The organism is Streptomyces sp. MUSC 14, assembly GCF_001866675.1.
GTDB lineage: Bacteria > Actinomycetota > Actinomycetes > Streptomycetales > Streptomycetaceae > Streptomyces.
The window spans coordinates 66,572-88,355 of the sequence record NZ_MLYN01000008.1; the positions used below are offsets into that span (position 1 = coordinate 66,572).

Consider the following 21,784-nt stretch of genomic DNA (forward strand, 5'->3'; position numbering starts at 1 on the left):
GATAGTGCCGTTATCCGAGAAGGAGCGCAAGAGATGCGGCTGGCCGAACTGAGCGAACGCAGCGGCGTGTCCACGGCGACGATCAAGTACTACCTGCGCGAAGGGCTGTTGCCGCCGGGCCGCCAGATCAACGCCACGACCGCCGAGTACGACGAGGAGCATCTGCGCCGGCTGCGGCTGGTGCGGGCGATGATCCAGGTGGGCCGGGTGCCGGTGGCCAAGGTGCGCGAGGTGCTCGGGCATGTGGACGACGACTCCCTGCCGCGCACGATCCGCCTGGGCGCGGCGCTGTGGGCGCTGCCGCAGGTGCCGGAGCCGGACGAGGAGGACGAGTACGTCCAGGCCGCGCACCATGAGGTCGACAAGCTCCTGGACCAGCTCGGCTGGGAGAACGCCAAGCAGCTGACGACCATCTCCCCGGCATACCGCTCGCTGGTGGTGGCGGTGGCTGCGTTCCGCCGGATCGGCTACACCTTCGGGGCCGAACTGCTCATGCCGTACGCCGAGTTGATGTACCGGACAGCCGTACTCGACCTGGACAACATGGAGGCGTACCCGTCGCAGGCGGAGCGGATCGAGTTCGCGATCCTGGGGGTGATCCTCAACGAGCCGGTGAAGCAGGCGCTGCATCGGCTGGCCCAGGAGGAGGAGACGGCGCGGCGGTACGGCTTCGACTAGCCGGCGTCGGGCACGACGAAGGCCCTCCACCGAAGCGGAGGGCCTTCCTTTGTACCCCCGACCGGATTCGAACCGGCGCTACCGCCTTGAGAGGGCGGCGTGCTAGGCCGCTACACAACGGGGGCCTGGACACTGCGTTTCCGCAGGTCCGAGCTGGTCTACCTGGACTCGAACCAAGACTAACTGAACCAGAATCAGTCGTGCTGCCAATTACACCATAGACCAATGATGGTTTAGACCAGTCAGTACCCCCGACCGGATTCGAACCGGCGCTACCGCCTTGAGAGGGCGGCGTGCTAGGCCGCTACACAACGGGGGCCCTAGCGATCCCGACAAGATCGAGATCAGTACCCCCGACCGGATTCGAACCGGCGCTACTGCCTTGAGAGGGCAGCGTGCTAGGCCGCTACACAACGGGGGCTTTGCAGATGAGCTCTGCGAGCTGGCCTACCTGGACTCGAACCAAGACTAACTGAACCAGAATCAGTCGTGCTGCCAATTACACCATAGGCCATTGGAACTCAACCCCCTGTGGGGTTCTCGTTCTCGTTCGCTCCTCGGGGCTCCGGCCTTTCGGCCCGCTCCCCTCGGCGCAGGAAGAACATTACCCGAAGGTGGACGGGGCTCCAAAACGGGTATCCGCGCGGACGAGCGCGGGGAGTTCGGCGAGGGTCGTGATCCGGTGGACGGCGTCGTGCACGACGGCTTCGCCGGCCGGCTGCCCAGCGGCCCCGCCGCGGTCGATCCACACCGACACCAGCCCGGCCTCGGCGGCACCCCGTCCGTCGATCTCCGGGTGGTCGCCGACGTAGGCCACCTCGTGCGGGGGCAGTGCGAGGGCCTCGCAGGCCGCGCGGAAGGCCCCGGGCTCCGGCTTGGAGACGCCCAGCTCGGCGGCGCACAGGACGGCCTCGAAGCGGTCGCGGATGCCGAGGGTGCGCAGCTTGTGCTCCTGGACCGTGAGGCTGGAGTTGGACAGCACCGCGTGCCGGTGGCTGGCCGAGAGGGCCTCCAGGGCGGGCAGGACGTCCGGGAAGAGGCTCCAGGCGGCCTCGTAGTGCCGTATGTACCGCTGGAACCAGGCGTCGGCCTCGTCGTCGGTCAGGCCGTGCCTGCCGAGGAACACGCGTACGCGGTCGCGCCGCTGGTCCTGGAAGCCGCGCTCCCCCGCCGCGAACCGGGCCCACTGCTGGTCGGTGACCTCGCGCCACCGGGCCAGGGCCGCCTCGGCACTGCCGTAGCCGTCGAACAGCCCCTCGGCCACCAGGTGCTCCCGCATGCCCTGCCGGTCCGCGGCCGTGTAGTCGAAGAGGGTGTCGTCGACGTCCCAGACGACGGCTCTGATCGTCATGATCCGAACCTACCGCGTGAGCAACGCGACAGGGGCGGCATCCGGGAACTTCCGGATGCCGCCCCTGCGGGTACGGCGGTGCCGACGGTTACGCGGCGAGCCTGGCCAGCGCCGCGTCGATGCGGGCCAGGGTCTTCTCCTTGCCCAGGACTTCCAGGGACTCGAAGAGCGGCAGGCCGACGGTGCGGCCGGTGACGGCGACGCGGACCGGGGCCTGGGCCTTGCCGAGCTTGAGGCCGTGGGCCTCGCCGGCGGCCAGGACGGCCTCCTTCAGGGACTCGGCCGACGTCCAGTCCGCGGACTCCAGCTTCTCGCGGGCCGTGCGCAGCAGGGCGTCGGAGCCCTCCTTCATCGCCTTCTGCCAGCTCGCCTCGTCCTCGACCGGCTCGGTGAGGAACAGGAAGTCGACGTTGTCGGTGATCTCGGAGAGGACCTTGAGGCGGGTCTGGGCGTGCGGGGCGATCGCCGCCCACTTCGCCTCGTCGAAGTCCTCGGGCGCCCAGGGGGCGAACGGGGCCTGCAGCCAGGGGGCGCAGCGGCTGGTGAACTCCTTCACATCCAGCATGCGGATGTGGTCGGCGTTGATGGCCTCGCACTTCTTCAGGTCGAAGCGCGCCGGGTTGGGGTTCACGTCCGAGATGTCGAAGGCCGCGACCATCTCCTCGATCGTGAAGATGTCCTTGTCCGCGGAGAGTGACCAGCCCAGCAGGGACAGGTAGTTGAGCAGACCCTCGGGCAGGAAGCCCCGGTCCCGGTAGAGGTTGAGGGACGACTCCGGGTCGCGCTTGGAGAGCTTCTTGTTGCCCTCGCCCATCACGTAGGGGAGGTGGCCGAAGGCCGGGGTCCGCTGGGCGATGCCCAGCTCGGTCAGCGCCTTGTAGAGCGCGATCTGGCGCGGGGTGGAGGAGAGCAGGTCCTCGCCGCGCAGGACGTGGGTGATCTCCATCAGGGCGTCGTCGACCGGGTTCACCAGCGTGTACAGCGGGGCGCCGTTCGCGCGGACGATGCCGTAGTCCGGCACGTTCTCCGGCGTGAAGGTCAGCTCGCCGCGGACCAGGTCGGTGAAGGTGATCGTCTCGTCCGGCATCCGGAAGCGGACGATCGGGGCACGGCCCTGGGCCCGGTACTCCTCGATCTGCGCGGGGGTGAGGTCGCGGCAGTGGCCGTCGTAGCCGGACGGCTTGCCGGCGGCGCGGGCGGCCTCGCGACGGGTGTCCAGCTCCTCCTGGGAGCAGTAGCAGTGGTACGCGTGACCGGCGTCCAGCAGCTTCTGCGCGACGTCCTTGTAGAGGTCCATGCGCTGCGACTGGCGGTACGGTGCGTGCGGGCCGCCGATCTCGGGGCCCTCGTCCCAGTCGAAGCCGAGCCAGCGCATCGCGTCGAGCAGCTGGTCGTACGACTCCTCGGAGTCGCGGGCGGCGTCGGTGTCCTCGATACGGAAGACCAGAGTGCCCTCGTGGTGCCGGGCGAACGCCCAGTTGAACAGGGCGGTGCGGACCAGGCCCACGTGGGGGTTACCGGTGGGCGAGGGGCAGAAACGGACGCGTACGGGGGAGCCGGGTGCGCTAGCCACGCTTGACAACCTTGTTGGTGAGTGTGCCGATGCCTTCGATGGTGACGGCGACCTCGTCGCCGACGTTCAGGGGGCCGACCCCCGCGGGGGTGCCGGTGAGGATGACGTCGCCGGGGAGCAGGGTCATGGCCTCGGAGATGTTGACGACCAGGTCCTCGATGGGGTGGATCATCTCGCTCGTCCGGCCGAGCTGGCGCTGTTCGCCGTTGACCGTGCACTGGATGGTCAGGTCGCCCGCGCGCGCGAGGTCCAGGTCCGTCTCCACCCAGGGGCCGAGCGGGCAGGAGGTGTCGAACCCCTTGGCCCGGGCCCACTGCTTCTCGCGCTTCTGCACATCGCGGGCGGTGACGTCGTTCGCACAGGTGTAGCCGAAGATCACGTCCTTGACGCGCTCGCGCGGCACCTCGCGGCACATGCGGCCGATGACGACGGCCAGCTCGGCCTCGTGGTGCAGTTCCGCGGAGAAGGACGGGTACTGGATGGCGTCGCCGGAGGCGATCATCGCGGTGCTCGGCTTGAAGAAGGCGAACGGCGCCTCGGGCACCTCGTTGCCCAGTTCCTTCGCGTGGGACGCGTAGTTGCGCCCGAAGGCCACGATCTTGTTGCCGATGACCGGGGGCAGGAGCCTGACCTTGCTCAGCGGGACCTTGACACCGCTGAGCTCGAAGTCGACGCCGTAGGGAATGCCCTTGATGATGTCCAGGACGAGCTCGTCCTGCTTGTCGCCCTCGACCACGCCGAAGGCGACGTTCCCGTCGATGGAGAACCTGGCGATGCGCACGGGATCCTTGCGCCCCTCACAGTTGAGAACCGGCGTACTGACGCCCCAGGTTAACCGGTCGAGGGGTCGGATTCCTCCCGGAAATGCCCTCCGCCGAATTCCCCGGTGCCCGGAATTCAGCGGAATAGGCGAGCGGCCGTGCGGCCGCTCCGCGCCCGTCGGCTACTCTGCGGCTGCAGCCTGGGCCGGGATGTCCACCAGGACGGTGCGCCGCGGGTTGGCCGTCTGGAGCGGAAGCTCGACGGAGTGCTCCGGCAGCTCGGCGGTCTGCAGTTCGCCCGCGTCCTGGAGATGCGCCAGGGTCGTGCGCCGCGGGTTGGCGATCTTGTGGAACATCATCGTCGTCTTCACCGTTGTCGTCCTGTGCCCTCTGGTCGAGTGGGTTTGCAGAGTCGTCACTCCTGTAAAGCGTCAGGCTAAACATCCAATTCCCCGCCGACGGCGCCAACTGCCCCTGTGATGCATGTGAGTTTCCTCACGACCTCGCGGACAAAGCGGTCAAATCACTTCGTCAATCCGCCCTAGCGAAACGGACATTGACCCCCTGAAGCGCTCATTCCGCTCCTGATCATGGCGACTGGGACACCTGACACCGTTCGGCAACTCGCCGGATTGCGCCCGTTATGCACGGGATAAGCTTCCACGGCTGGTGACATGGCACTCACAGCCCGTCACCGAGGTCACGGCTCGGTCCACGGCCCTTGTTGGAGATCCGGCACTGTGCTGGAATTCCACGGACCGCCGCAGGATCGAGCCGGCGCACAGGCGGCGCGACGCAGCGCCGAGTGGCGGCGAGACAGGGGGAACCAGCGCCGGTCACTCAAGACCATCGGGGGACGTTTTCAGGGCGCTCCCCACAACGCCGACACCGTGTCCCTCCGCGCGAGCGGAGGGGTGCCTGGTCCAGAGGTTGCGACGCTAGTGCAGGGACGTTTCAAGAGGGATGGCAGCGCTTCGGCGGAGCCGGAGCCGCACGACGGGACTGCTCCCATGAAGGGCGGCTCCTCCCCCCAGCACGCCCAGAACCAGGGCCCGGCCCCGTCCGGTGACGGCGGTGAGCGCGGCGGGCGGCCCGGCGGCCCGTCGGGTCCGACCTCCTCGACCGCTTCCGCCTCCCCCGGCGGTTCCGCGGCCACCACTCCGACCGTGAAGCCCGTCAAGGGCAGCACCGGCCCCGGTTCGCGCATGGCCCTGCGCAACTGGCGCATCTCCACGCGTCTGGTCTCGCTGCTCGCCCTCCCCGTGGTCGCGGCGACCTCGCTGGGCGCGCTGCGCATCGACCAGAACATCAACGACATCCAGCAGCTCGACAACATGAAGCTGCTGACGGACATGACCAAGCAGGCCACGGAGCTGGCCGCCGCGCTCCAGGAGGAGCGCGACCAGTCGGCCGGTCCGCTGTCGCACGGTCTGAAGGCCACCGACTACACGGTCAAGGGCTACCAGGAGAAGACCGACCGGGCCCGCGAGAACTTCCTCGACGCCTCCGAGCAGATCGACGCGGCGAGCAAGGACGGCCAGCTCCAGGGCGTGCGCGACGCCCTCGTGGGCCTCGCCAACCAGCTGGACGACCTGGCCAAGATCCGCCGGTCCGCCTACCAGTCGCCGGGCAACTCGACGCAGACCATCGAGTCGTACCACCGGCTGATCACCCAGCTGATCGGCCTGTCCCAGGACATGGCCGAGGCCTCCAGCAACCCGGAGATGATCTCCCGCACCCGCGCCCTGGCGGCCTTCTCCACCGCCAAGGAGTACGCCTCCGAGCAGCGCGCGGCGATCGCCGCCGCACTGCCCTCGACCACCTCGTCCAAGGGCGACCTCTCCGAGAACGACCGCCTCTACGGCCAGTCGGCCTACGAGAGCGAGAACTCCGAGCTGGCGATCTTCCGCAAGATCTTCGCGAGCCAGGGGAACGCGGAGGAACTCCTCGGTCCGATCGACGGGGGCAACCCGACGATCGAGTCCGCCGACACCTACGCCAAGCGCTCCTTCGAGTCCTCCAGCGGTATGCAGCAGCTGCCGGCGCGGTCGTACCGCGACTGGGTGGACGACAGCTCGACCAAGATCGAGCAGATGAAGAAGATCGAGCACACGCTGCTCGAGGAGATGGAGCAGAAGGCCCGCGAGCTGAAGAGCGCCACGCAGCAGGACGCCATCATCTCCGGTGCGCTGATCCTGCTCGTGCTCGGCGTCTCGCTGGTCGGCGCGTTCGTCGTGGCCCGCTCCATGATCCGCTCGCTGCGCCGGCTCCAGGAGACCGCGACCAAGGTCGCCCAGGACCGCCTCCCCGAGCTCGTCAAGCAGCTCTCGGAGTCCGACCCGCAGGACGTCGACACCTCCGTCGAGTCCGTCGGTGTGCACTCCAAGGACGAGATCGGCCAGGTGGCCGCGGCCTTCGACGACGTGCACCGCGAGGCGGTCCGCCTCGCCGCCGAGCAGGCCCTGCTCCGGGGCAACGTCAACGCGATGTTCACCAACCTCTCGCGCCGTTCCCAGGGCCTCATCCAGCGTCAGCTCTCGCTCATCTCCGAACTGGAGTCCCGCGAGGCCGACCCGGACCAGCTCTCCTCGCTGTTCAAGCTCGACCACCTCGCGACCCGTATGCGCCGTAACGGCGAGAACCTCCTCGTCCTCGCGGGTGAGGAGCCCGGCCGTCGCTGGACCCGCCCGGTCCCGCTGGTCGACGTGCTGCGCGCCGCCGCGTCCGAGGTGGAGCAGTACGAGCGCATCGAGCTGGCGTCCGTGCCGACGACCGAGGTCGCGGGCCGCGTCGTCAACGACCTCGTGCACCTGCTCGCCGAGCTGCTGGAGAACGCGACCTCGTTCTCCTCGCCGCAGACCAAGGTCAAGGTCACCGGTCACGCGCTGCCCGACGGCCGCGTGCTGATCGAGATCCACGACACCGGTATCGGCCTGTCCCCCGAGGACCTCGCGGCGATCAACGAGCGGCTCGCCTCGCCGCCCACCGTGGACGTCTCCGTCTCCCGCCGCATGGGCCTGTTCGTGGTCGGCCGGCTCTCGCAGCGGCACGGCATCCGCATACAGCTGCGCCCGTCCGACTCCGGTGGTACGACCGCGCTGGTCATGCTGCCCGTGGATGTGGCCCAGGGCGGCAAGAAGCCCGCTCCGGGCAAGCCGGGCGCGCCCGGTGGCTCCGGCGGTCCCGCCGCCGCGCAGGCCGCCGCGGGTGCGGCCGCGGCCCGGCGGCAGGGCGGCACCGGCGGTGCCCTCGGCGGCGCCCCGGCCGGTGGCGGTCTGCTCGGTTCCGGTCCCGCCCCGCGCGGTCAGGTCGGCGCCGGCCAGGGTCCCCGGGCCGCGCTGCCCGGCGGAGGCCAGGGCGGCCGTCCCGGCGGGCGCGGCCCGCAGGGCGGTGCCGGTGCGTTCGGCGGCCCCGGCGGCCCCGGCGCTCCGCAGCAGGGCCGGCCGGTCCCCACCGGCTCCGCCTCGGGCGGCTTCGGCGCTCAGGCGCCGGGCGCCCCGCAGAACCTCCAGGCCGCGAACCCGGGCGGGCCGCAGCAGGACGCCTTCGGCGGCCGTGGCCCGCAGCGCCCCGCCGCCCCCGCCGACCAGGGCCGTCAGCCCCAGCTGCCGCCGCGCGGCGGGCCGCGGGCCGAGCTGCCCGGCGCCGAGCCGCAGCAGCCGCGCACGCCGAGCTGGAGCGACTCCGGTGCCCCGCTGTCGCGTGCCCCGCTGGACGCCCCGCGCGGCCACGACGAGCAGGACCCGGCGCACACCGCGCGCAGGCCGCGCGTCGACGACCGCCAGGGTCCGGGCGCGACCGCGGAGATACCCGCGATACCCGCGTTCGACGACCACGGTCCGTCCGCCACGGGCGAGTTCCCGCGCCCCGAGCTGAACGGCTTCGACGCCTCCCGGAGCACGGGCCAGTTCCCCCGGCCCGACGCCCCCCAGCAGTCCGGCCGGTACACGCGCCCGGACGACCCGCAGCAGACCGGGCAGTTCGCGCGTCCGGACAGCCCCCAGCAGACCGGCCAGTTCGCCCGGCCCGAGGCCCCGCAGCTGCCGGGCCGGTTCGACGGTCCCGCCGGCGCCGGTGCTCCCGCCGCCCCCGCCGGTCAGCCGGACGCCGGGCAGTTCGTCCGCTCCGACGTCTTCGGCAGCCCGGCGCCCGCGCGGCCGGACGCCGGCGGCGAGCGCGACAGCGGCCGGTTCGCGGCCCCGCAGGCCTACGACGGCGGCTTCGACGGCGGCTTCGACGGCAGCTCCACCGGACAGCAGCAGAACCCGGCGCACACCGGCCAGTTCGAGCGCCCGCAGCCGCCCGTCCGGAACGACTTCGGCACCCCGCGCCCGCAGGCCCCGCAGCCGCAGCCGGCGCGTCCGGTGCAGCGCGAGCCGGAGGCCCTCCCGCCGGCCAGCGGTCCCTTGGACGGCCGTACTCCGCTGTACGACACGCTGGAGACCAACTGGTTCCACGGCGGTCCGCAGGACGGCACGGCCGCGCCGCAGCAGCCGCAGGCGCCCGCCCAGGCTCCGCAGCGCGACGCGAACGCGGGCGGCGCGAGCGGCGCCGGCAACGGCTCGACCACAGGCTCCTGGCGCACCTCGCCGAACGACGACCTCGTCCGGCAGGCCGAGCGCGTGCGGCAGCCCGCCGCGGGCGGCATCACGACCTCCGGCCTGCCGCGCCGGGTACCCCGGGCGAACCTCGTCCCGGGCACGGCTCAGCAGCAACAGCACCAGGCCGGTCCGCAGATCTCGCGTGCGCCCGACGACGTACGCGGACGGCTGACCAATCTCCGTCGGGGTATCGCTCAGGGCCGTCAGGCCGGCAGCGGCCAGACCGGCAGCTACCCGAGCCCCACTCACCAGCAGGAGCGTTAGTTGAGTCCGATGAGCCAGGCGGCACAGAACCTGAACTGGTTGATCACCAACTTCGTGGACAACACCCCTGGGGTGTCGCACACGGTGGTGGTGTCCGCCGACGGCCTTCTGCTGGCGATGTCCGAAGGCTTCCCGCGGGACCGCGCCGACCAGCTCGCGGCCGTCGCCTCGGGGCTCACCTCGCTGACCGCCGGGGCATCCCGGATCTTCGAGGGCGGCAACGTGGCACAGACGGTCGTCGAGATGGAGCGGGGGTTCCTCTTCCTGATGTCCGTCTCGGACGGGTCGTCCCTCGCGGTCCTGGCCCACCCGGAATGCGACATCGGTCTCGTCGGCTACGAGATGGCACTGCTCGTCGACCGCGCAGGGGCGGTACTCACCCCGGACCTGCGCGCCGAACTCCAAGGCAGTCTGCTTCACTGACCGCCCCCGGCACCACCCACCTCACCAAACCACCGTCCGGCCGACACAATCCCCCCACCGGCCCCCGTCAGACGGCACGACTGACCGACTTGCTGTCCCGCCCGGAGGATTCATGACCCCGCCCACCGCCCATCACGATCCGTACGCGGAACCGTACGGGGACGAGGGCGACCAGCCGCTGGTCCGTCCGTACGCGATGACCGGCGGCCGGACGCGGCCGCGCTATCAGCTCGCCATCGAGGCGCTGATCAGCACGACGGCCGACCCGGCAGCGCTCATGGGGCTGCTCCCGGAGCACCAGCGCATCTGCCACCTGTGCCGTGAGGTCAAGTCGGTCGCGGAGGTCTCCGCGCTGCTGGCCATGCCGCTCGGGGTGGCCCGGATCCTGGTGGCCGACCTCGCCGAGGCCGGCCTGGTCGCCATCCACCAGCCCGGTGGCGACGAGAACAACGGTGGCGCTCCGGACGTGACGCTGCTCGAAAGGGTGCTCAGTGGACTTCGCAAGCTCTGACGCGGGCCGGGCCACCACCTCCGCCAAGATCGTGGTGGCCGGCGGCTTCGGCGTGGGCAAGACCACGTTCGTCGGCGCCGTCTCGGAGATCAACCCGCTGCGCACCGAGGCCGTCATGACGTCCGCTTCGGCCGGCATCGACGACCTCACCCACACCGGGGACAAGACGACGACCACCGTCGCCATGGACTTCGGCCGTATCACCCTCGACCAGGACCTGATCCTCTACCTCTTCGGCACGCCGGGCCAGGACCGTTTCTGGTTCATGTGGGACGACCTGGTGCGCGGTGCGATCGGCGCGGTGGTGCTCGTGGACACCCGGCGCCTCGCCGACTGCTTCCCGGCCGTCGACTACTTCGAGAACAGCGGGCTGCCGTTCGTCATCGCCCTCAACGGTTTCGACGGCCAGCAGCCCTACACGCCCGACGAGGTGCGCGAGGCGCTCCAGATCGGACCGGACGCCCCGATCATCACGACCGACGCCCGTCACCGCGCGGACGCCAAGAGTGCGTTGATCACGCTGGTCGAGCACGCGCTGATGGCCCGCCTGCGGTAGCACAAGTGCTGGTCAGCACGTGCATACGTGCTCAAGTACGACGTGCCGTACGGCAGTTGTCGTAATCGGACCGGAGCCGGCTGTGGCCTTTGACACGGTCGGCTCCGGTGTTCATAACAGTTCGGCAGAGGAATCCCCGGGTATCACCACGCGACGCAGTCGGGCTGTACCGCTGTGCTCACAATCGCCCCGCCTTTTGGCGGGGCTCGCTCTTTATGACCGTTTTATCTGGCACCTTCTGCAGGCCCGTTCACAGGTTTCCGCTGTTTGGAAGAGCACTGGTCCACGTGCTGGAATGCCTGAACTGCCCAATAGTCAACGACGTACTACGTGGTCGATGACGAACCGGGCTCTGAGAGACTGCGGCACGACGTAGGTGCCGACCGCCGAGAGGTTGTTGGTCGAGTGAGGCGAAGCAAGAACGGTCCCGAGCCGTCGGCACGGGGCAACTTCACCCCGCCGCCGCGCGCTGCGGCGCCCACCCCCGTGACCGGCGCGGAACCGGCGGCCCCGCAGGCCCCGAGCGGCGGTCGTTTCTCCCCGCGCAACTGGCGGGTGCCGACCAGACTGAACGCGATCCTGCTCATACCCGTGGCGGTCGGTCTCGTCATGGGCGGCTTCCAGGTGAAGAACTCGATCGACACCTGGCAGCAGGCCCGTGACGCCGAGAGCACCGCCCGGCTCGTGCGCGCCTCGCTCTCCTATGCCGACGCGCTCTACCAGGAACGCGACACCACCGCCGCGCCCCTGCTGAAGGGCAAGCTGGAGACCGCCCAGGACAAGGCGACGGTCACGGCGGCCCGCGACGCGACCGACAAGGCCGCCGACGCATTCGACCAGGCCGCGCAGAACATGCCGCACAAGTCCGGCCTGGAGCGCCGGCTGAAGCTGTTCCGCGAGGCGGAGCCCTTCCTGCAGACGCTGCGCGCGGGTGCGTACACCTCCAAGTTCACCGGTGTGCAGACCGAGGAGGGCTACGTCAAGGTCGCCCACCCGCTGATGGAGTTCGCCAACGAGCTCGGCCTCGGCACCGGCAACATCACCTCCTACGGCCGTACCGTCTACGCCATCTCGCTCACCAAGGCGGCCCTGTCGCTGGAGCGCTCGATCGGCATGCACATCCTGGTCAAGCCGGGTCCGGACGCCCCCAACCTGGCCAGCCAGCGGGTCGCCCTGTCCTCGTACGCCTACCTCGAGGGCATCGCCGTCGAGGAGTACATCGGCGGTGGCACCCAGGCCGACGCGGACAAGCTCGACACCGAGAAGCAGAACATCCAGGCCCAGGCCGTGACGATGGCCCAGCAGGCCAAGGCCAAGGACCCGAGCTACGTCGCGCCGCCGTCCGACCCGCAGAAGATGGTCACTGCGCTCGCCACCCTGGACTCCACCGACCCCGCCGCCCGTCAGGCGCTCGCCCAGAAGGGCATCACCGCGCAGAACTGGTGGGCGGTCAACACGCTCAAGTTCAACGCGTACCGTGACATCGAGTCGGGCATGGCCGACAAGGCCGTGAACGAGGCCTCCGGCATCGCCGACGACGCCAAGACCTCCGCGATCATCACCGGTGCCGTCGTCGTGGTCGCCCTGCTGCTCGCCTTCATCCTGGCCGGTGCCGTGGCCCGCCAGATGAGCCGCTCGATGCGCCAGCTGCGCAACGCCGCCTTCGGCATCGCCGAGCAGCGCCTGCCGATGCTGGTCGACCAGCTCTCGCGCACCGACCCGGGCCGGGTCGACACCCGGGTGACCCCGATCCCGATCACCACCAAGGACGAGATCGGCGAGGTCGCCCGCGCCTTCGACCAGGTCCACCGCGAGGCGGTCCGGCTCGCCTCCGAGCAGGCCCTGCTGCGGGGCAACATCAACGCGATCTTCACCAACCTGTCGCGCCGCAACCAGTCGCTGATCGAGGGCCAGCTGACCCTGATCACCGACCTGGAGAACAACGAGGCCGACCCGGACCAGCTGGAGAACCTCTTCAAGCTGGACCACCTGGCCACCCGTATGCGCCGCAACGGCGAGAACCTCCTGGTCCTCGCGGGCGAGGAGCCCGGCCGCCGCTGGGACCAGCCGGTCCCGCTGGTCGACGTGCTGCGCGCCGCCTCCTCCGAGGTGGAGCAGTACGAGCGCATCGAGCTGTCCGGTGTGCCGGAGGCCGAGATCCACGGCCGCGCGGTCACCGACCTCGTGCACCTGCTCGCCGAGCTGCTGGAGAACGCGACGACGTTCTCCTCCCCGCAGACCAAGGTCCGCGTCACCGCGACCCGGCTGCCCGACGGCCGCATCATGATCGAGATCCACGACAAGGGCATCGGTCTGACGGCCGAGGACTTCGCGGACATCAACCACAAGCTGGCCAACCCGCCGACCGTGGACGCCGCGATCTCCCAGCGCATGGGCCTGTTCGTGGTCGGCCGGCTGTCCGACCGGCACGGCATCCGCGTCCAGCTGCGCCCCTCGGGCGAGCAGGCCGGTACGACCTCCCTGGTCATGCTGCCGGACGCGATCACGCACGGTGGTGGCGGCGAGACGCCGCTGGACCGCGAGGAGTTCACGGTCTCGCAGATCATCCCGGAGCAGCAGTTCCAGGGTGAGAACTTCGGGCAGGTGCAGCAGCCCCTGCGGACCGCCGCCGAGCTCGGCTTCGACGACAGCCGGTACCCGGAGATCCCCGACGACATCCGGGAGCTGGACCCGGTCGGCCGCTCGCTGATGCGCGAGGAGCGCCGCGCGGCCCTGGAGGCCCAGGGCCAGCCGCAGGCCGAGCCGCAGCAGGAGCCCGAGGCGCCCGCCGCCTACGCGGACCCGCTCTTCGACGGCCGGCAGGGCTACCAGGAGCAGCAGCCGCAGCAGCCGTTCCAGGAGCAGCAGCCGCGGGCCTATCAGGAGCAGGCGTACGAGGAGCCGCAGCAGGCCGCGTACGAGGAGAGCTACAACAAGCCGTACGAGGACCAGTTCTTCGCGCCGAACGGCGGCCGTCCGCAGGGCGAGAACTTCTCGGCCGGCGGCTACCCCGACCCGGCGTACACCGAGCCGGCCCCGGCCCACTCGTACCAGGACGACTGGCCGCAGCAGCCGCAGCAGCCGCAGCAGCCGCAGCAGCCGCAGGACGGCTACCAGAACGGCTACCCGGCCCAGTACGCTCCGGAAGCCGAATCCTCGCAGGCCGCTGACGTGAGTGAGCGGAACCACGTAGGCTTCGACCGTCCGGGACCGGCCGCTCCCGCCTCCCACACACTGACCGACGCCGGGCTGCCCCGCCGTGGTTCCGCCCCGAGCGGTTCCAACGGTTCGAGTGCCGCGAACGGCACGGCCCGTGTGCAGCCGGAAGCGCCGGCTCCGGCTCCGGCTCCGGGCGCTGCTCCGGCGGCCGGCGGCGACAGCGACTGGCGTTCGGCGAACGACGAGCGGTGGCAGCAGGCCTCGCAGCTCCGCAAGCCGAAGGCGGGCGGGGTCACCGCCTCCGGTCTGCCGCGGCGGGTACCCAAGGCCAACCTGGTCGAGGGCGCCGCCGAGAGCACCCCCCAGGGAGGCCCCCAGGTCTCCCGCGCCCCGGAGGACGTCCGGGGCAGGCTGAGCAACCTGCGCCGAGGCGTCCAGCGCGGACGCAGCGCAGGCAGTGAAACGAACGGCCAGGGCTTCGGTCCTGACAGCACCTACAACCAGGAGCGTTAGTGTGAGCCCGATGAGCCAGGCGGCACAGAACCTGAACTGGTTGATCACCAACTTCGTGGACAACACCCCGGGGGTGTCCCACACGGTGGTGGTCTCCGCCGACGGACTCCTTCTGGCAATGTCCGAGGGCTTCCCCCGCGACCGCGCGGACCAGCTCGCGGCCGTCGCCTCCGGTCTGACGTCTCTGACGGCAGGCGCCTCCCGGATCTTCGAGGGAGGTGCCGTGAACCAGACAGTTGTGGAGATGGAGCGGGGATTCCTCTTCATCATGTCCGTATCCGACGGCTCCTCGCTCGCGGTTCTGGCCCACCCGGAAGCGGACATCGGCCTCATCGGGTACGAGATGGCCCTTCTGGTGGACCGCGCGGGCACGGTCCTGACCCCGGATCTCCGTGCGGAGCTCCAGGGCAGCCTTCTCAACTAACAATCGGACGGTGCGTATTCGCGTCCCGGGGCCGTAAGGTTTCGGGACGCGGCTCCACAGCGATGGGTGCCCGGCACAGTCGGAGGAGGAGAGAAAGTGGCAACACCCCCAGGTGGTTCGCATTCGGGGAACTGGTCGTACGGCCCTGGTCAGGGTCAGGGCGACGGTTCCGCGAACCGGTACAACTTCCCCTCCGCCCCGAGCCACCGGCAGCCGTACGCGCCGCAGGGCCCCGGCCCGTCGCCGTACGACCAGCCGCCGGCCCCGCGCATCCAGCCGGTGCAGCCGCAGCGCCGCCCCGAGCCGGCGCCCGCGTCCGCATCGAACAACCCCCTGGTGCGTCCGTACGCCATGACCGGCGGCCGGACCCGCCCGCGGTACCAGCTCGCCATCGAGGCACTGGTGCACACCACCGCGCAGCCGCACCAGATGCAGGGCCAGTTGCCCGAGCATCAGCGGATCTGCAACCTCTGCCGGGAGATCAAGTCGGTGGCCGAGGTATCGGCCCTGCTGACGATCCCCCTCGGCGTGGCCAGGATCCTCGTCGCCGACTTGGCGGAGGCGGGCCTGGTCGCCATCCATCAGCCCGGCGGCGACGAGAACGCCGGTGGCCAGCCAGACGTGACACTGCTCGAAAGGGTGCTCAGTGGACTTCGCAAGCTCTAGCGGCGGTCCTTCCCGCTCCACCACCTCCGCGAAGATCGTGGTGGCGGGCGGCTTCGGCGTGGGCAAGACCACGTTCGTGGGTGCCGTCTCGGAGATCAACCCGCTGCGCACCGAGGCCGTCATGACGTCCGCCAGCGCGGGCATCGACGACCTCACCCACACCGGGGACAAGACCACCACCACGGTGGCCATGGACTTCGGCCGTATCACCCTCGACCAGGACCTGATCCTGTACCTGTTCGGCACGCCGGGCCAGGACCGCTTCTGGTTCATGTGGGACGACCTGGTGCGCGGCGCGATCGGCGCGATCGTGCTCGTGGACACCCGGCGCCTCGCCGACTGCTTCCCCGCGGTCGACTACTTCGAGAACAGCGGGCTGCCGTTCGTGATCGCCCTCAACGGCTTCGACGGCCAGCAGCCGTACAACCCCGACGAGGTGCGCGAGGCGCTCCAGATCGGTCCGGACACCCCGATCATCACGACCGACGCCCGCCACCGCGCGGACGCGAAGTCGGCGCTGATCACCCTGGTCGAGCACGCGCTGATGGCCCGCCTGCGCTAGGACACCGGCGCATTCCGACGACGGCCCCTGAACCGGTGGGTTCAGGGGCCGAGTTGTGTTCAGCGCCCGCAGTACGGCATGGAGCGCACGGAGCCGCCGTGGTTCTCGTCGTCGGTGCCGAGCAGGGCCCGGTCGGTGCCGGGCACGCACTCCACGGCCTCGACCTTGTAGCCGCGGAAGGTGCCGAGCAGGGTGGGGGACTTCGCGAGCGTGACGCGCACGGCGCCGGCCGGGGAGACGGTGACCCGGCCGATGTCGGACACGGCGGAGTCGAACGGCCCGTCGTCACCGGCGTCCGCCGCCGAACTCGCCAGGATTCGGCCGGAGTCGGTCACGGAGAGGTCGGTGATGTGCCGGGTGCCCTCGCCGGCCGGGTACGGCGCCCGGTACGTCCGGTGGCTCACGGCGCCGAACTCGGGCTGGCCCCAGGGGGCGAAGGTCAGCGGCGCCGCGTACAGGACGGCGGGGTGGTCCGGACCGTCGCCCCGGGAGGCCCACAGCACGGCGAGCCTGCCGTCCCGCGACACCAGCGCGAGGCTCTCGTCGGCGTCGCCCGGGGCGACACCGGGCAGGGGCGTGTAGTCGACGACGGCCGCCGTGTCACCGTCGACCCGGACGCGGTAGACGATGCCGCGGGCGGCGAGTGCCATGTACTCCCCCGCCATGCCGGGAATCGCCTCGATGGCTTCCAGGTCCTGCGGTTCGGCCCCGCTCCACGTCAGCGGGGCGACCTCGTCGGGGCCGCGGTCCCGATGGGTGACCCGGGACAGCCGCCGCTGTCCGGGCGCCCTGTTGTCGTGCACGATCAGCGCGTCCACGCCGGTCCCGTCGGCCGACGGCCCCTCGACGGCGAGGCCGCTGACGCCGCTGCGGGCGTCGGTGCCGACCCGCTGCCAGCTCTGGCCGGCGGCGCCGGCCGGGATCATGGCGAGCACGGTCAGCAGGGTGGTCGCGATGGTGATGCGGACGGCACATCGCGGCGTCGAGAGTGTCACGGGCGGTGGGGTCCCTTTCCTGGGCCGGTTCCTGAGCCGGCTCCTGCGCCGGATGTCGGCGCCAGATTAGGGAGCTTGATCGCGGGCCGCCCAGCGCCGGTTGATCCGTTCGCGGGAGCGCACGGGCGCACGTACGGACTGGAAGGGCGCACAACACGACGGCCCCGCCCTCCCGGAGGAGAGCGGGGCCGTGGTGACGCGGGGCTCAGTGCCAGCTGTGCGGGGCGCGGAAGCCGCCCTCGCGCTCCAGGCGGCGCCAGCCGGCCTTGGCGCGGCCGCGGTGCGCCGGGGCCACGGACGTGCGGGCGGCCGCGCGGGCCAGGAGGACGGCCGTGATGGCGGCGACTTCCTCGGGCTCGGCGTGGCCCTTCTCGACGCGGATGTCAGGAGTGCTCATGGGTGTCAGTCTCCGTGAGAGAGAGGTCCGCGGGGTTGCCGCGGTGGGTCCGCTCGGTTACTGCGGGGGGTTGCCGTGCTTGCGGGAGGGCAGGTCGGCGTGCTTGGACTGGAGCATCGCCAGGGACTTGACCAGGACCTCGCGCGTCTCGGCGGGGTCGATGACGTCGTCCACGAGGCCGCGTTCGGCCGCGTAGTACGGGTGCATCAGCTCGGACTTGTACTCCTTGACCATCCGGGCCCGCATGGCCTCGGGGTCCTGGGCGTCGGCGATCTGCCGGCGGAAGATGACGTTGGCGGCGCCCTCGGCGCCCATCACGGCGATCTCGTTGGTCGGCCAGGCGTAGGTGAGGTCCGCCCCGATCGACTGGGAGTCCATGACGATGTAGGCACCTCCGTACGCCTTGCGCAGGATGAGCGAGATCCTCGGCACGGTCGCGTTGCAGTAGGCGTACAGCAGCTTCGCGCCGTGCCGGATGATTCCGCCGTGCTCCTGGTCCACGCCGGGGAGGAAGCCCGGCACGTCCAGCAGGGTGATGATCGGGACATTGAAAGCGTCACACATCTGGACGAAGCGCGCAGCTTTTTCACTGGCCTCGATGTCCAGTACGCCGGCGAGGACCTGCGGCTGGTTGGCGATGATGCCGACCACCTGGCCGTCCATGCGGGCCAGGGCGCAGATGATGTTGCGCGCCCAGCGCTCGTGGACCTCCAGGTAGTCGCCGTCGTCGACGAGTTCCTCGATGACCTTCGTCATGTCGTACGGCCGGTTGCCGTCCGCCGGGACCAGGTCCAGCAGGACGTCGCCGCGGCGGTCGACCGGGTCGGAGGACTCGGCGCGCGGGGGGTTCTCGCGGTTGTTCTGCGGGAGCATCGACAGCAGGTAGCGCACCTCGGCGATGCACGTCTCCTCGTCGTCGTACGCGAAGTGGCACACGCCGCTGGTCTCGGCGTGCACGTCGGCGCCGCCGAGCCCGTTCTGGCTGATCTCCTCGCCGGTCACGGCCTTGACCACGTCCGGGCCCGTGATGAACATCTGCGAGGTCTCGCGGACCATGAAGACGAAGTCCGTCAGGGCGGGCGAGTACGCGGCGCCGCCCGCGCACGGGCCGAGCATCACGCTGATCTGCGGGATGACACCCGACGCCTTGGTGTTGCGCTGGAAGATGCCGCCGTAGCCGGCCAGGGCGCTGACGCCCTCCTGGATCCGGGCGCCCGCGCCGTCGTTGAGCGACACCAGCGGGGCACCGGCCGCGATGGCCATGTCCATGATCTTGTGGATCTTGGTGGCGTGCGCCTCACCGAGGGCGCCGCCGAAGATCCGGAAGTCGTGCGCGTAGACGAAGACCGTGCGGCCCTCGACCGTGCCCCAGCCGGTGATCACACCGTCCGTGTACGGCTTCTTCGCCTCCAGGCCGAACCCCTGCGCCCGGTGCCGGCGCAGCTGCTCGACCTCCTGGAAGGACCCCGGGTCCAGGAGCAGCTCGATCCGCTCCCGCGCCGTCAGCTTGCCCTTGGCGTGCTGCGCCTCGGTCGCCTTCTCGCTGGGGCCGGCCACGGCCCTGGCACGAATCTCGTGCAGCTCGGCGACCCGTCCGCGCGCGTCCGTCGGCTCGCCGGTCGGCTCACCCGTCGTCTCTTCCAAAACGGTCATGTAGCGACCTTACGAAGGACACCAAGGAAAGCGAGACGTCGACTCCGTACAGTCTCCGGCCCGTTTTCCTGGTGCCAGTGAACAGAACCCCGGACGCGTGCAGCCGTTCCGACTGCTCAGAGGGCATCAGGGTTGTAGGGAGGCAACAAAGCCGTCACCTGAGAGACACCTCACATACACGGTCGGCACATGCCATCCCTGGAGTGACACGCAGCCTCAGGGCGCGGTCCGCGGCGAGCACCTCGACGCCCTCGCCGGCCCGGGTCACCGCGCGCACCGGACGGTCCCAGACGATCTCCAGCGGCCTGCCCGTGCGCGGCGGCTCGCTGACGTGCAGGACGGCCGTGCGGCCCCGGCGGACGACGAGCACGCTCGCCCCCGCGGAGACGGCCAGGTCCCCCACCGTACCGGCCCGCCAGAAGTTCGCGCCGGTCAGCCCCAGCCGGGGTACGGCGACGGCCTGCCGGCCGGGGTCGTTGGCGAGGACGCGCAGCCAGTGGCGGTCGGCGGCCCGGACGGCGGTCTCGGCGCGGGTGGCGCCGGGCAGCAGGACGTACAGGTAGCGGGCGCCGGCCGGGTCGGTGCCGTGGTCGAGCCACAGGGTCTGCCAGCGCCGGGTGCGCCGCTCGTCGGTGCCGCCCGCGTTGATGTCGGACCAGGCGCCGGTGCGGTCCTCGCGCAACGCGCGCAGCTCGGCCTCGTACGACCCCTGCGGCAGGATCCAGCCACCGTGCCCTTCGAGGTGCGCCCAGTTCCGTGCGCGTACGAAGGCCTGGGTGCCGCGCTCCCCCAGGTTGCGGTTGTCCACGATCGTCTCGACGGGAACGCCGTCGGCGCAGGTGATCCCGGCGCCGAGACAGACCACGGCGTCGTCGAGGAAGAACCAGGACTTACGGGCCTCCAGTCCGGAACCGAGCCCCTTGAGGTGCTGGCCCACGGCCGCGTACATCCCGTCCGTCACCCCGCCGACCCAGCGCACATCGGGCTTGGGCGCACCCCATTCGCCCCCTTCGCGGTCGACGAGCCGCTTGGTGGAGACGGTGGTGCCCGGCAGCCGGTACCAGTCGACGGTCGGCCAGAACCAGTCGGTGTACTGGTCGGACCGATCGGCCCGGCCGCTACGACCCTCCGGCCACCAGTAGAGCATCCCCGAACCGGTGTGCCAGCCGCGCGGGTTCTCGCCGTTGCCGCACTCGTAGTGGGCGATGCGATCACTCGCCATGGACAGGGCGGCGGTGAAGCGGGGACCGCGGTGGACGGCGCGGTCCATGGCCGGAAAGAGCCGGTGACCGAGGGGTTCCGGAGCCGCCGGTACGGCCGAGTCGGCGACGGCGTGCAACCGCGCGAGGTCGGCCACACCGAACTGACCTCCCGTCAGTATCGGTGTCAGGACATCCCGTTGGATCCACCCCTTCACCATCCCGTACCACCTGTCCCGCCGCTCCTCCCCCGCCCCGCCGGCGAGCAGCGCGATCGAGCCGATGAGCGCCTGGCCGTGGAAGTGGTCGCTGCGCATGAGGTGCAGGTCGTCGTCGCGCAGGTAACCCCGGCTGACGGCCCGGCCGTTGACACCGTCCATGACCAGACCGTCGTGGACGAGCGGCGCGAAGGAGTGCTCGACGGCGTCGAGGATGTCCTGTCGGGCGGGGTCGGTGACCTCCCAGGGCGACCCGGCGAGGAGGGCGAACAGCCGCCCCAGCCCGTCGAGCAGGACCTGGCCGTACGTCCCCGTATAGGCGACCCAGGTGTGCTGCACGAAGGAGCCGTCGGCGTAGAGCCCGTCGCCCCGCGTGACGTACGGGAAGACCGGCGAGAGGGCGTCCCGGGCGAGGGAGATCTTCGCGTCGTCCCGCCCGAGGATGCCGCGCAGCACGACGGAGCGGGCGAGGTCGACGCGGTTGGCGCCGGTGGAGGTGCCGGAGTAGTCGGTGAACACGCTGTCCGGGATGAAGTGGTCCACGGCCGCGCAGGCGGCGGCGATCCGGCCGGCACCGAGGCGGTCGTACAGCGTGGCCGTGATGTCCATGAGCAGCCGGGGGCTGCCGATCTGCCACTCCCACCAGTTGCCGTACGGGCTGGTGGAGGGGTTGTAGACGCGCGCGGAGAGATGGTCGAGGCCGCGCAGCACGGCGTCGAGGAGCGCGGGGTCGCCGGTGACGCCGGTGCCGGGCTGGGCCCAGGCCTGGGTCATGGTCCACAGCCGGTTGTAGCTGTAGGTGATCCCGCCCGGCGGATCGAAGGGCTGCCCGGGCCACAGGGAACCGGGGGCGGGGGCCATGCTGTCGCTGAAGTCCCGTGCCAGGACACCGAGTTGACGGAGCCGCGAGGCGTACGGCTCGGCACCCGGGTCGAATCCGGCACCGAGGGCGATGACGAGCCAGCGCCGCCGCAGGGCGTCATGGGAATCATCCCCGGACCGGGCCCCTGGCACGGGAGCGCGGACGGGACCGAGGGTGGCGGCGAGCAGCACCGCGCGCCGGGTCGGCCTCAGGGAACCGCTCATCACCGCACCCCTCCCGACGTCCGGCGGCGCACGCAGATGGTGCCCGGTTCCCGGCCGCTTCACCAGAGGGCGGACATGATTACTCCGTGCGACGATGAAAACACGCAGCGGATGATGTTGAAACCTGAACAGAATGGGTCTACCGTCGGAGACATCGGATTCGTTTAACGTTCAACCGAAACTCTCTGGAGCAC

17 protein-coding genes and 5 tRNA genes are annotated in these 21,784 nt (G+C 70.7%); 9 read left to right on the forward strand and 13 right to left on the reverse strand.

The annotated features are described in order from the left end of the window. The first annotated feature begins 33 nt into the window (after positions 1-33). Positions 34-678 (forward strand): MerR family transcriptional regulator, encoded by a 645-nt coding sequence (locus tag BIV25_RS03900; RefSeq protein WP_071370706.1) that lies wholly within the window; start codon positions 34-36, stop codon positions 676-678. 52 nt (positions 679-730) lie between these two features. On the opposite strand, the gene BIV25_RS03905 is transcribed toward BIV25_RS03900, so the two are convergent. The 9 genes from BIV25_RS03905 to BIV25_RS03945 all read right to left on the reverse strand — a co-directional run bounded on the left by BIV25_RS03905 (position 731) and on the right by BIV25_RS03945 (position 4,734). Further along, positions 731-803, reverse strand: a tRNA-Glu gene (locus BIV25_RS03905). A gap of 28 nt (positions 804-831) precedes the next feature. Beyond that, positions 832-903: transfer RNA gene (locus BIV25_RS03910), tRNA-Gln, on the reverse strand. A 21-nt stretch (positions 904-924) separates the two neighbouring features. Further along, a tRNA-Glu gene (locus BIV25_RS03915) sits at positions 925-997 on the reverse strand. Between the two features lie 29 nt (positions 998-1,026). Then, a tRNA-Glu gene (locus BIV25_RS03920) sits at positions 1,027-1,099 on the reverse strand. A 21-nt stretch (positions 1,100-1,120) separates the two neighbouring features. Next, positions 1,121-1,192: transfer RNA gene (locus tag BIV25_RS03925), tRNA-Gln, on the reverse strand. Between the two features lie 90 nt (positions 1,193-1,282). After that, a complete protein-coding gene (locus BIV25_RS03930) occupies positions 1,283-2,029 on the reverse strand; it encodes an HAD family hydrolase (protein ID WP_071370707.1) in 747 nt (248 codons plus the stop codon). Between the two features lie 88 nt (positions 2,030-2,117). Continuing rightward, the gene (gene gltX / locus BIV25_RS03935; protein WP_079176416.1) at positions 2,118-3,602 is read right to left on the reverse strand and encodes a glutamate--tRNA ligase; all 1,485 of its coding nucleotides are present in this window, start codon (positions 3,600-3,602) and stop codon (positions 2,118-2,120) included. Then, complete coding sequence (locus tag BIV25_RS03940) at positions 3,595-4,383, reverse strand: fumarylacetoacetate hydrolase family protein (protein WP_071370709.1); 789 nt, start codon at positions 4,381-4,383, stop codon at positions 3,595-3,597. Before BIV25_RS03940 ends, gltX begins: the two co-directional genes overlap by 8 nt. A 162-nt stretch (positions 4,384-4,545) precedes the next feature. Next, positions 4,546-4,734, reverse strand: coding sequence for a hypothetical protein (locus BIV25_RS03945; protein WP_071370710.1), 189 nt, complete (start codon positions 4,732-4,734; stop codon positions 4,546-4,548). A 570-nt stretch (positions 4,735-5,304) separates the two neighbouring features. On the opposite strand from BIV25_RS03945, the gene BIV25_RS03950 reads away from it, so the two are divergent. The 8 genes from BIV25_RS03950 to BIV25_RS03985 all read left to right on the forward strand — a co-directional run bounded on the left by BIV25_RS03950 (position 5,305) and on the right by BIV25_RS03985 (position 16,042). Next, a complete protein-coding gene (locus tag BIV25_RS03950) occupies positions 5,305-9,228 on the forward strand; it encodes a nitrate- and nitrite sensing domain-containing protein (protein ID WP_177235145.1) in 3,924 nt (1,307 codons plus the stop codon). Between the two features lie 9 nt (positions 9,229-9,237). Next, positions 9,238-9,651, forward strand: coding sequence for a roadblock/LC7 domain-containing protein (locus tag BIV25_RS03955; RefSeq protein ID WP_003973453.1), 414 nt, complete (start codon positions 9,238-9,240; stop codon positions 9,649-9,651). Positions 9,652-9,763: 112 nt separating this feature from the next. Next, positions 9,764-10,162, forward strand: coding sequence for a DUF742 domain-containing protein (locus BIV25_RS03960; protein WP_009190816.1), 399 nt, complete (start codon positions 9,764-9,766; stop codon positions 10,160-10,162). Beyond that, positions 10,143-10,718, forward strand: a complete 576-nt coding sequence (locus BIV25_RS03965) for an ATP/GTP-binding protein (RefSeq protein ID WP_067301226.1) — start codon at positions 10,143-10,145, stop codon at positions 10,716-10,718. The genes BIV25_RS03960 and BIV25_RS03965 overlap by 20 nt, the downstream gene beginning before the upstream one ends. A gap of 405 nt (positions 10,719-11,123) precedes the next feature. Continuing rightward, entirely contained in the window at positions 11,124-14,390 is a 3,267-nt protein-coding gene (locus tag BIV25_RS03970) for a nitrate- and nitrite sensing domain-containing protein (protein ID WP_177235146.1), read from the forward strand. A 10-nt stretch (positions 14,391-14,400) separates the two neighbouring features. Then, positions 14,401-14,814, forward strand: a complete 414-nt coding sequence (locus BIV25_RS03975; protein WP_003993185.1) for a roadblock/LC7 domain-containing protein — start codon at positions 14,401-14,403, stop codon at positions 14,812-14,814. Positions 14,815-14,910: 96 nt separating this feature from the next. Further along, positions 14,911-15,480, forward strand: coding sequence for a DUF742 domain-containing protein (locus BIV25_RS03980; RefSeq protein ID WP_071370711.1), 570 nt, complete (start codon positions 14,911-14,913; stop codon positions 15,478-15,480). Next, positions 15,461-16,042, forward strand: coding sequence for an ATP/GTP-binding protein (locus tag BIV25_RS03985; RefSeq protein ID WP_009314218.1), 582 nt, complete (start codon positions 15,461-15,463; stop codon positions 16,040-16,042). The genes BIV25_RS03980 and BIV25_RS03985 overlap by 20 nt, the downstream gene beginning before the upstream one ends. A gap of 59 nt (positions 16,043-16,101) precedes the next feature. Here BIV25_RS03985 and BIV25_RS03990 read toward each other — a convergent pair whose 3' ends face one another. The 4 genes from BIV25_RS03990 to BIV25_RS04005 all read right to left on the reverse strand — a co-directional run bounded on the left by BIV25_RS03990 (position 16,102) and on the right by BIV25_RS04005 (position 21,590). Next, positions 16,102-17,037, reverse strand: a complete 936-nt coding sequence (locus tag BIV25_RS03990; protein WP_079176417.1) for a hypothetical protein — start codon at positions 17,035-17,037, stop codon at positions 16,102-16,104. Between the two features lie 205 nt (positions 17,038-17,242). Continuing rightward, a complete protein-coding gene (locus BIV25_RS03995) occupies positions 17,243-17,434 on the reverse strand; it encodes an acyl-CoA carboxylase subunit epsilon (protein WP_071370712.1) in 192 nt (63 codons plus the stop codon). 57 nt (positions 17,435-17,491) lie between these two features. Then, entirely contained in the window at positions 17,492-19,087 is a 1,596-nt protein-coding gene (locus BIV25_RS04000) for an acyl-CoA carboxylase subunit beta (protein WP_071370713.1), read from the reverse strand. 154 nt (positions 19,088-19,241) lie between these two features. Next, on the reverse strand, positions 19,242-21,590 hold the full coding sequence (locus BIV25_RS04005) for a polysaccharide lyase 8 family protein (RefSeq protein WP_071370714.1): 2,349 nt from the start codon (positions 21,588-21,590) through the stop codon (positions 19,242-19,244). Positions 21,591-21,784: the final 194 nt, after the last annotated feature.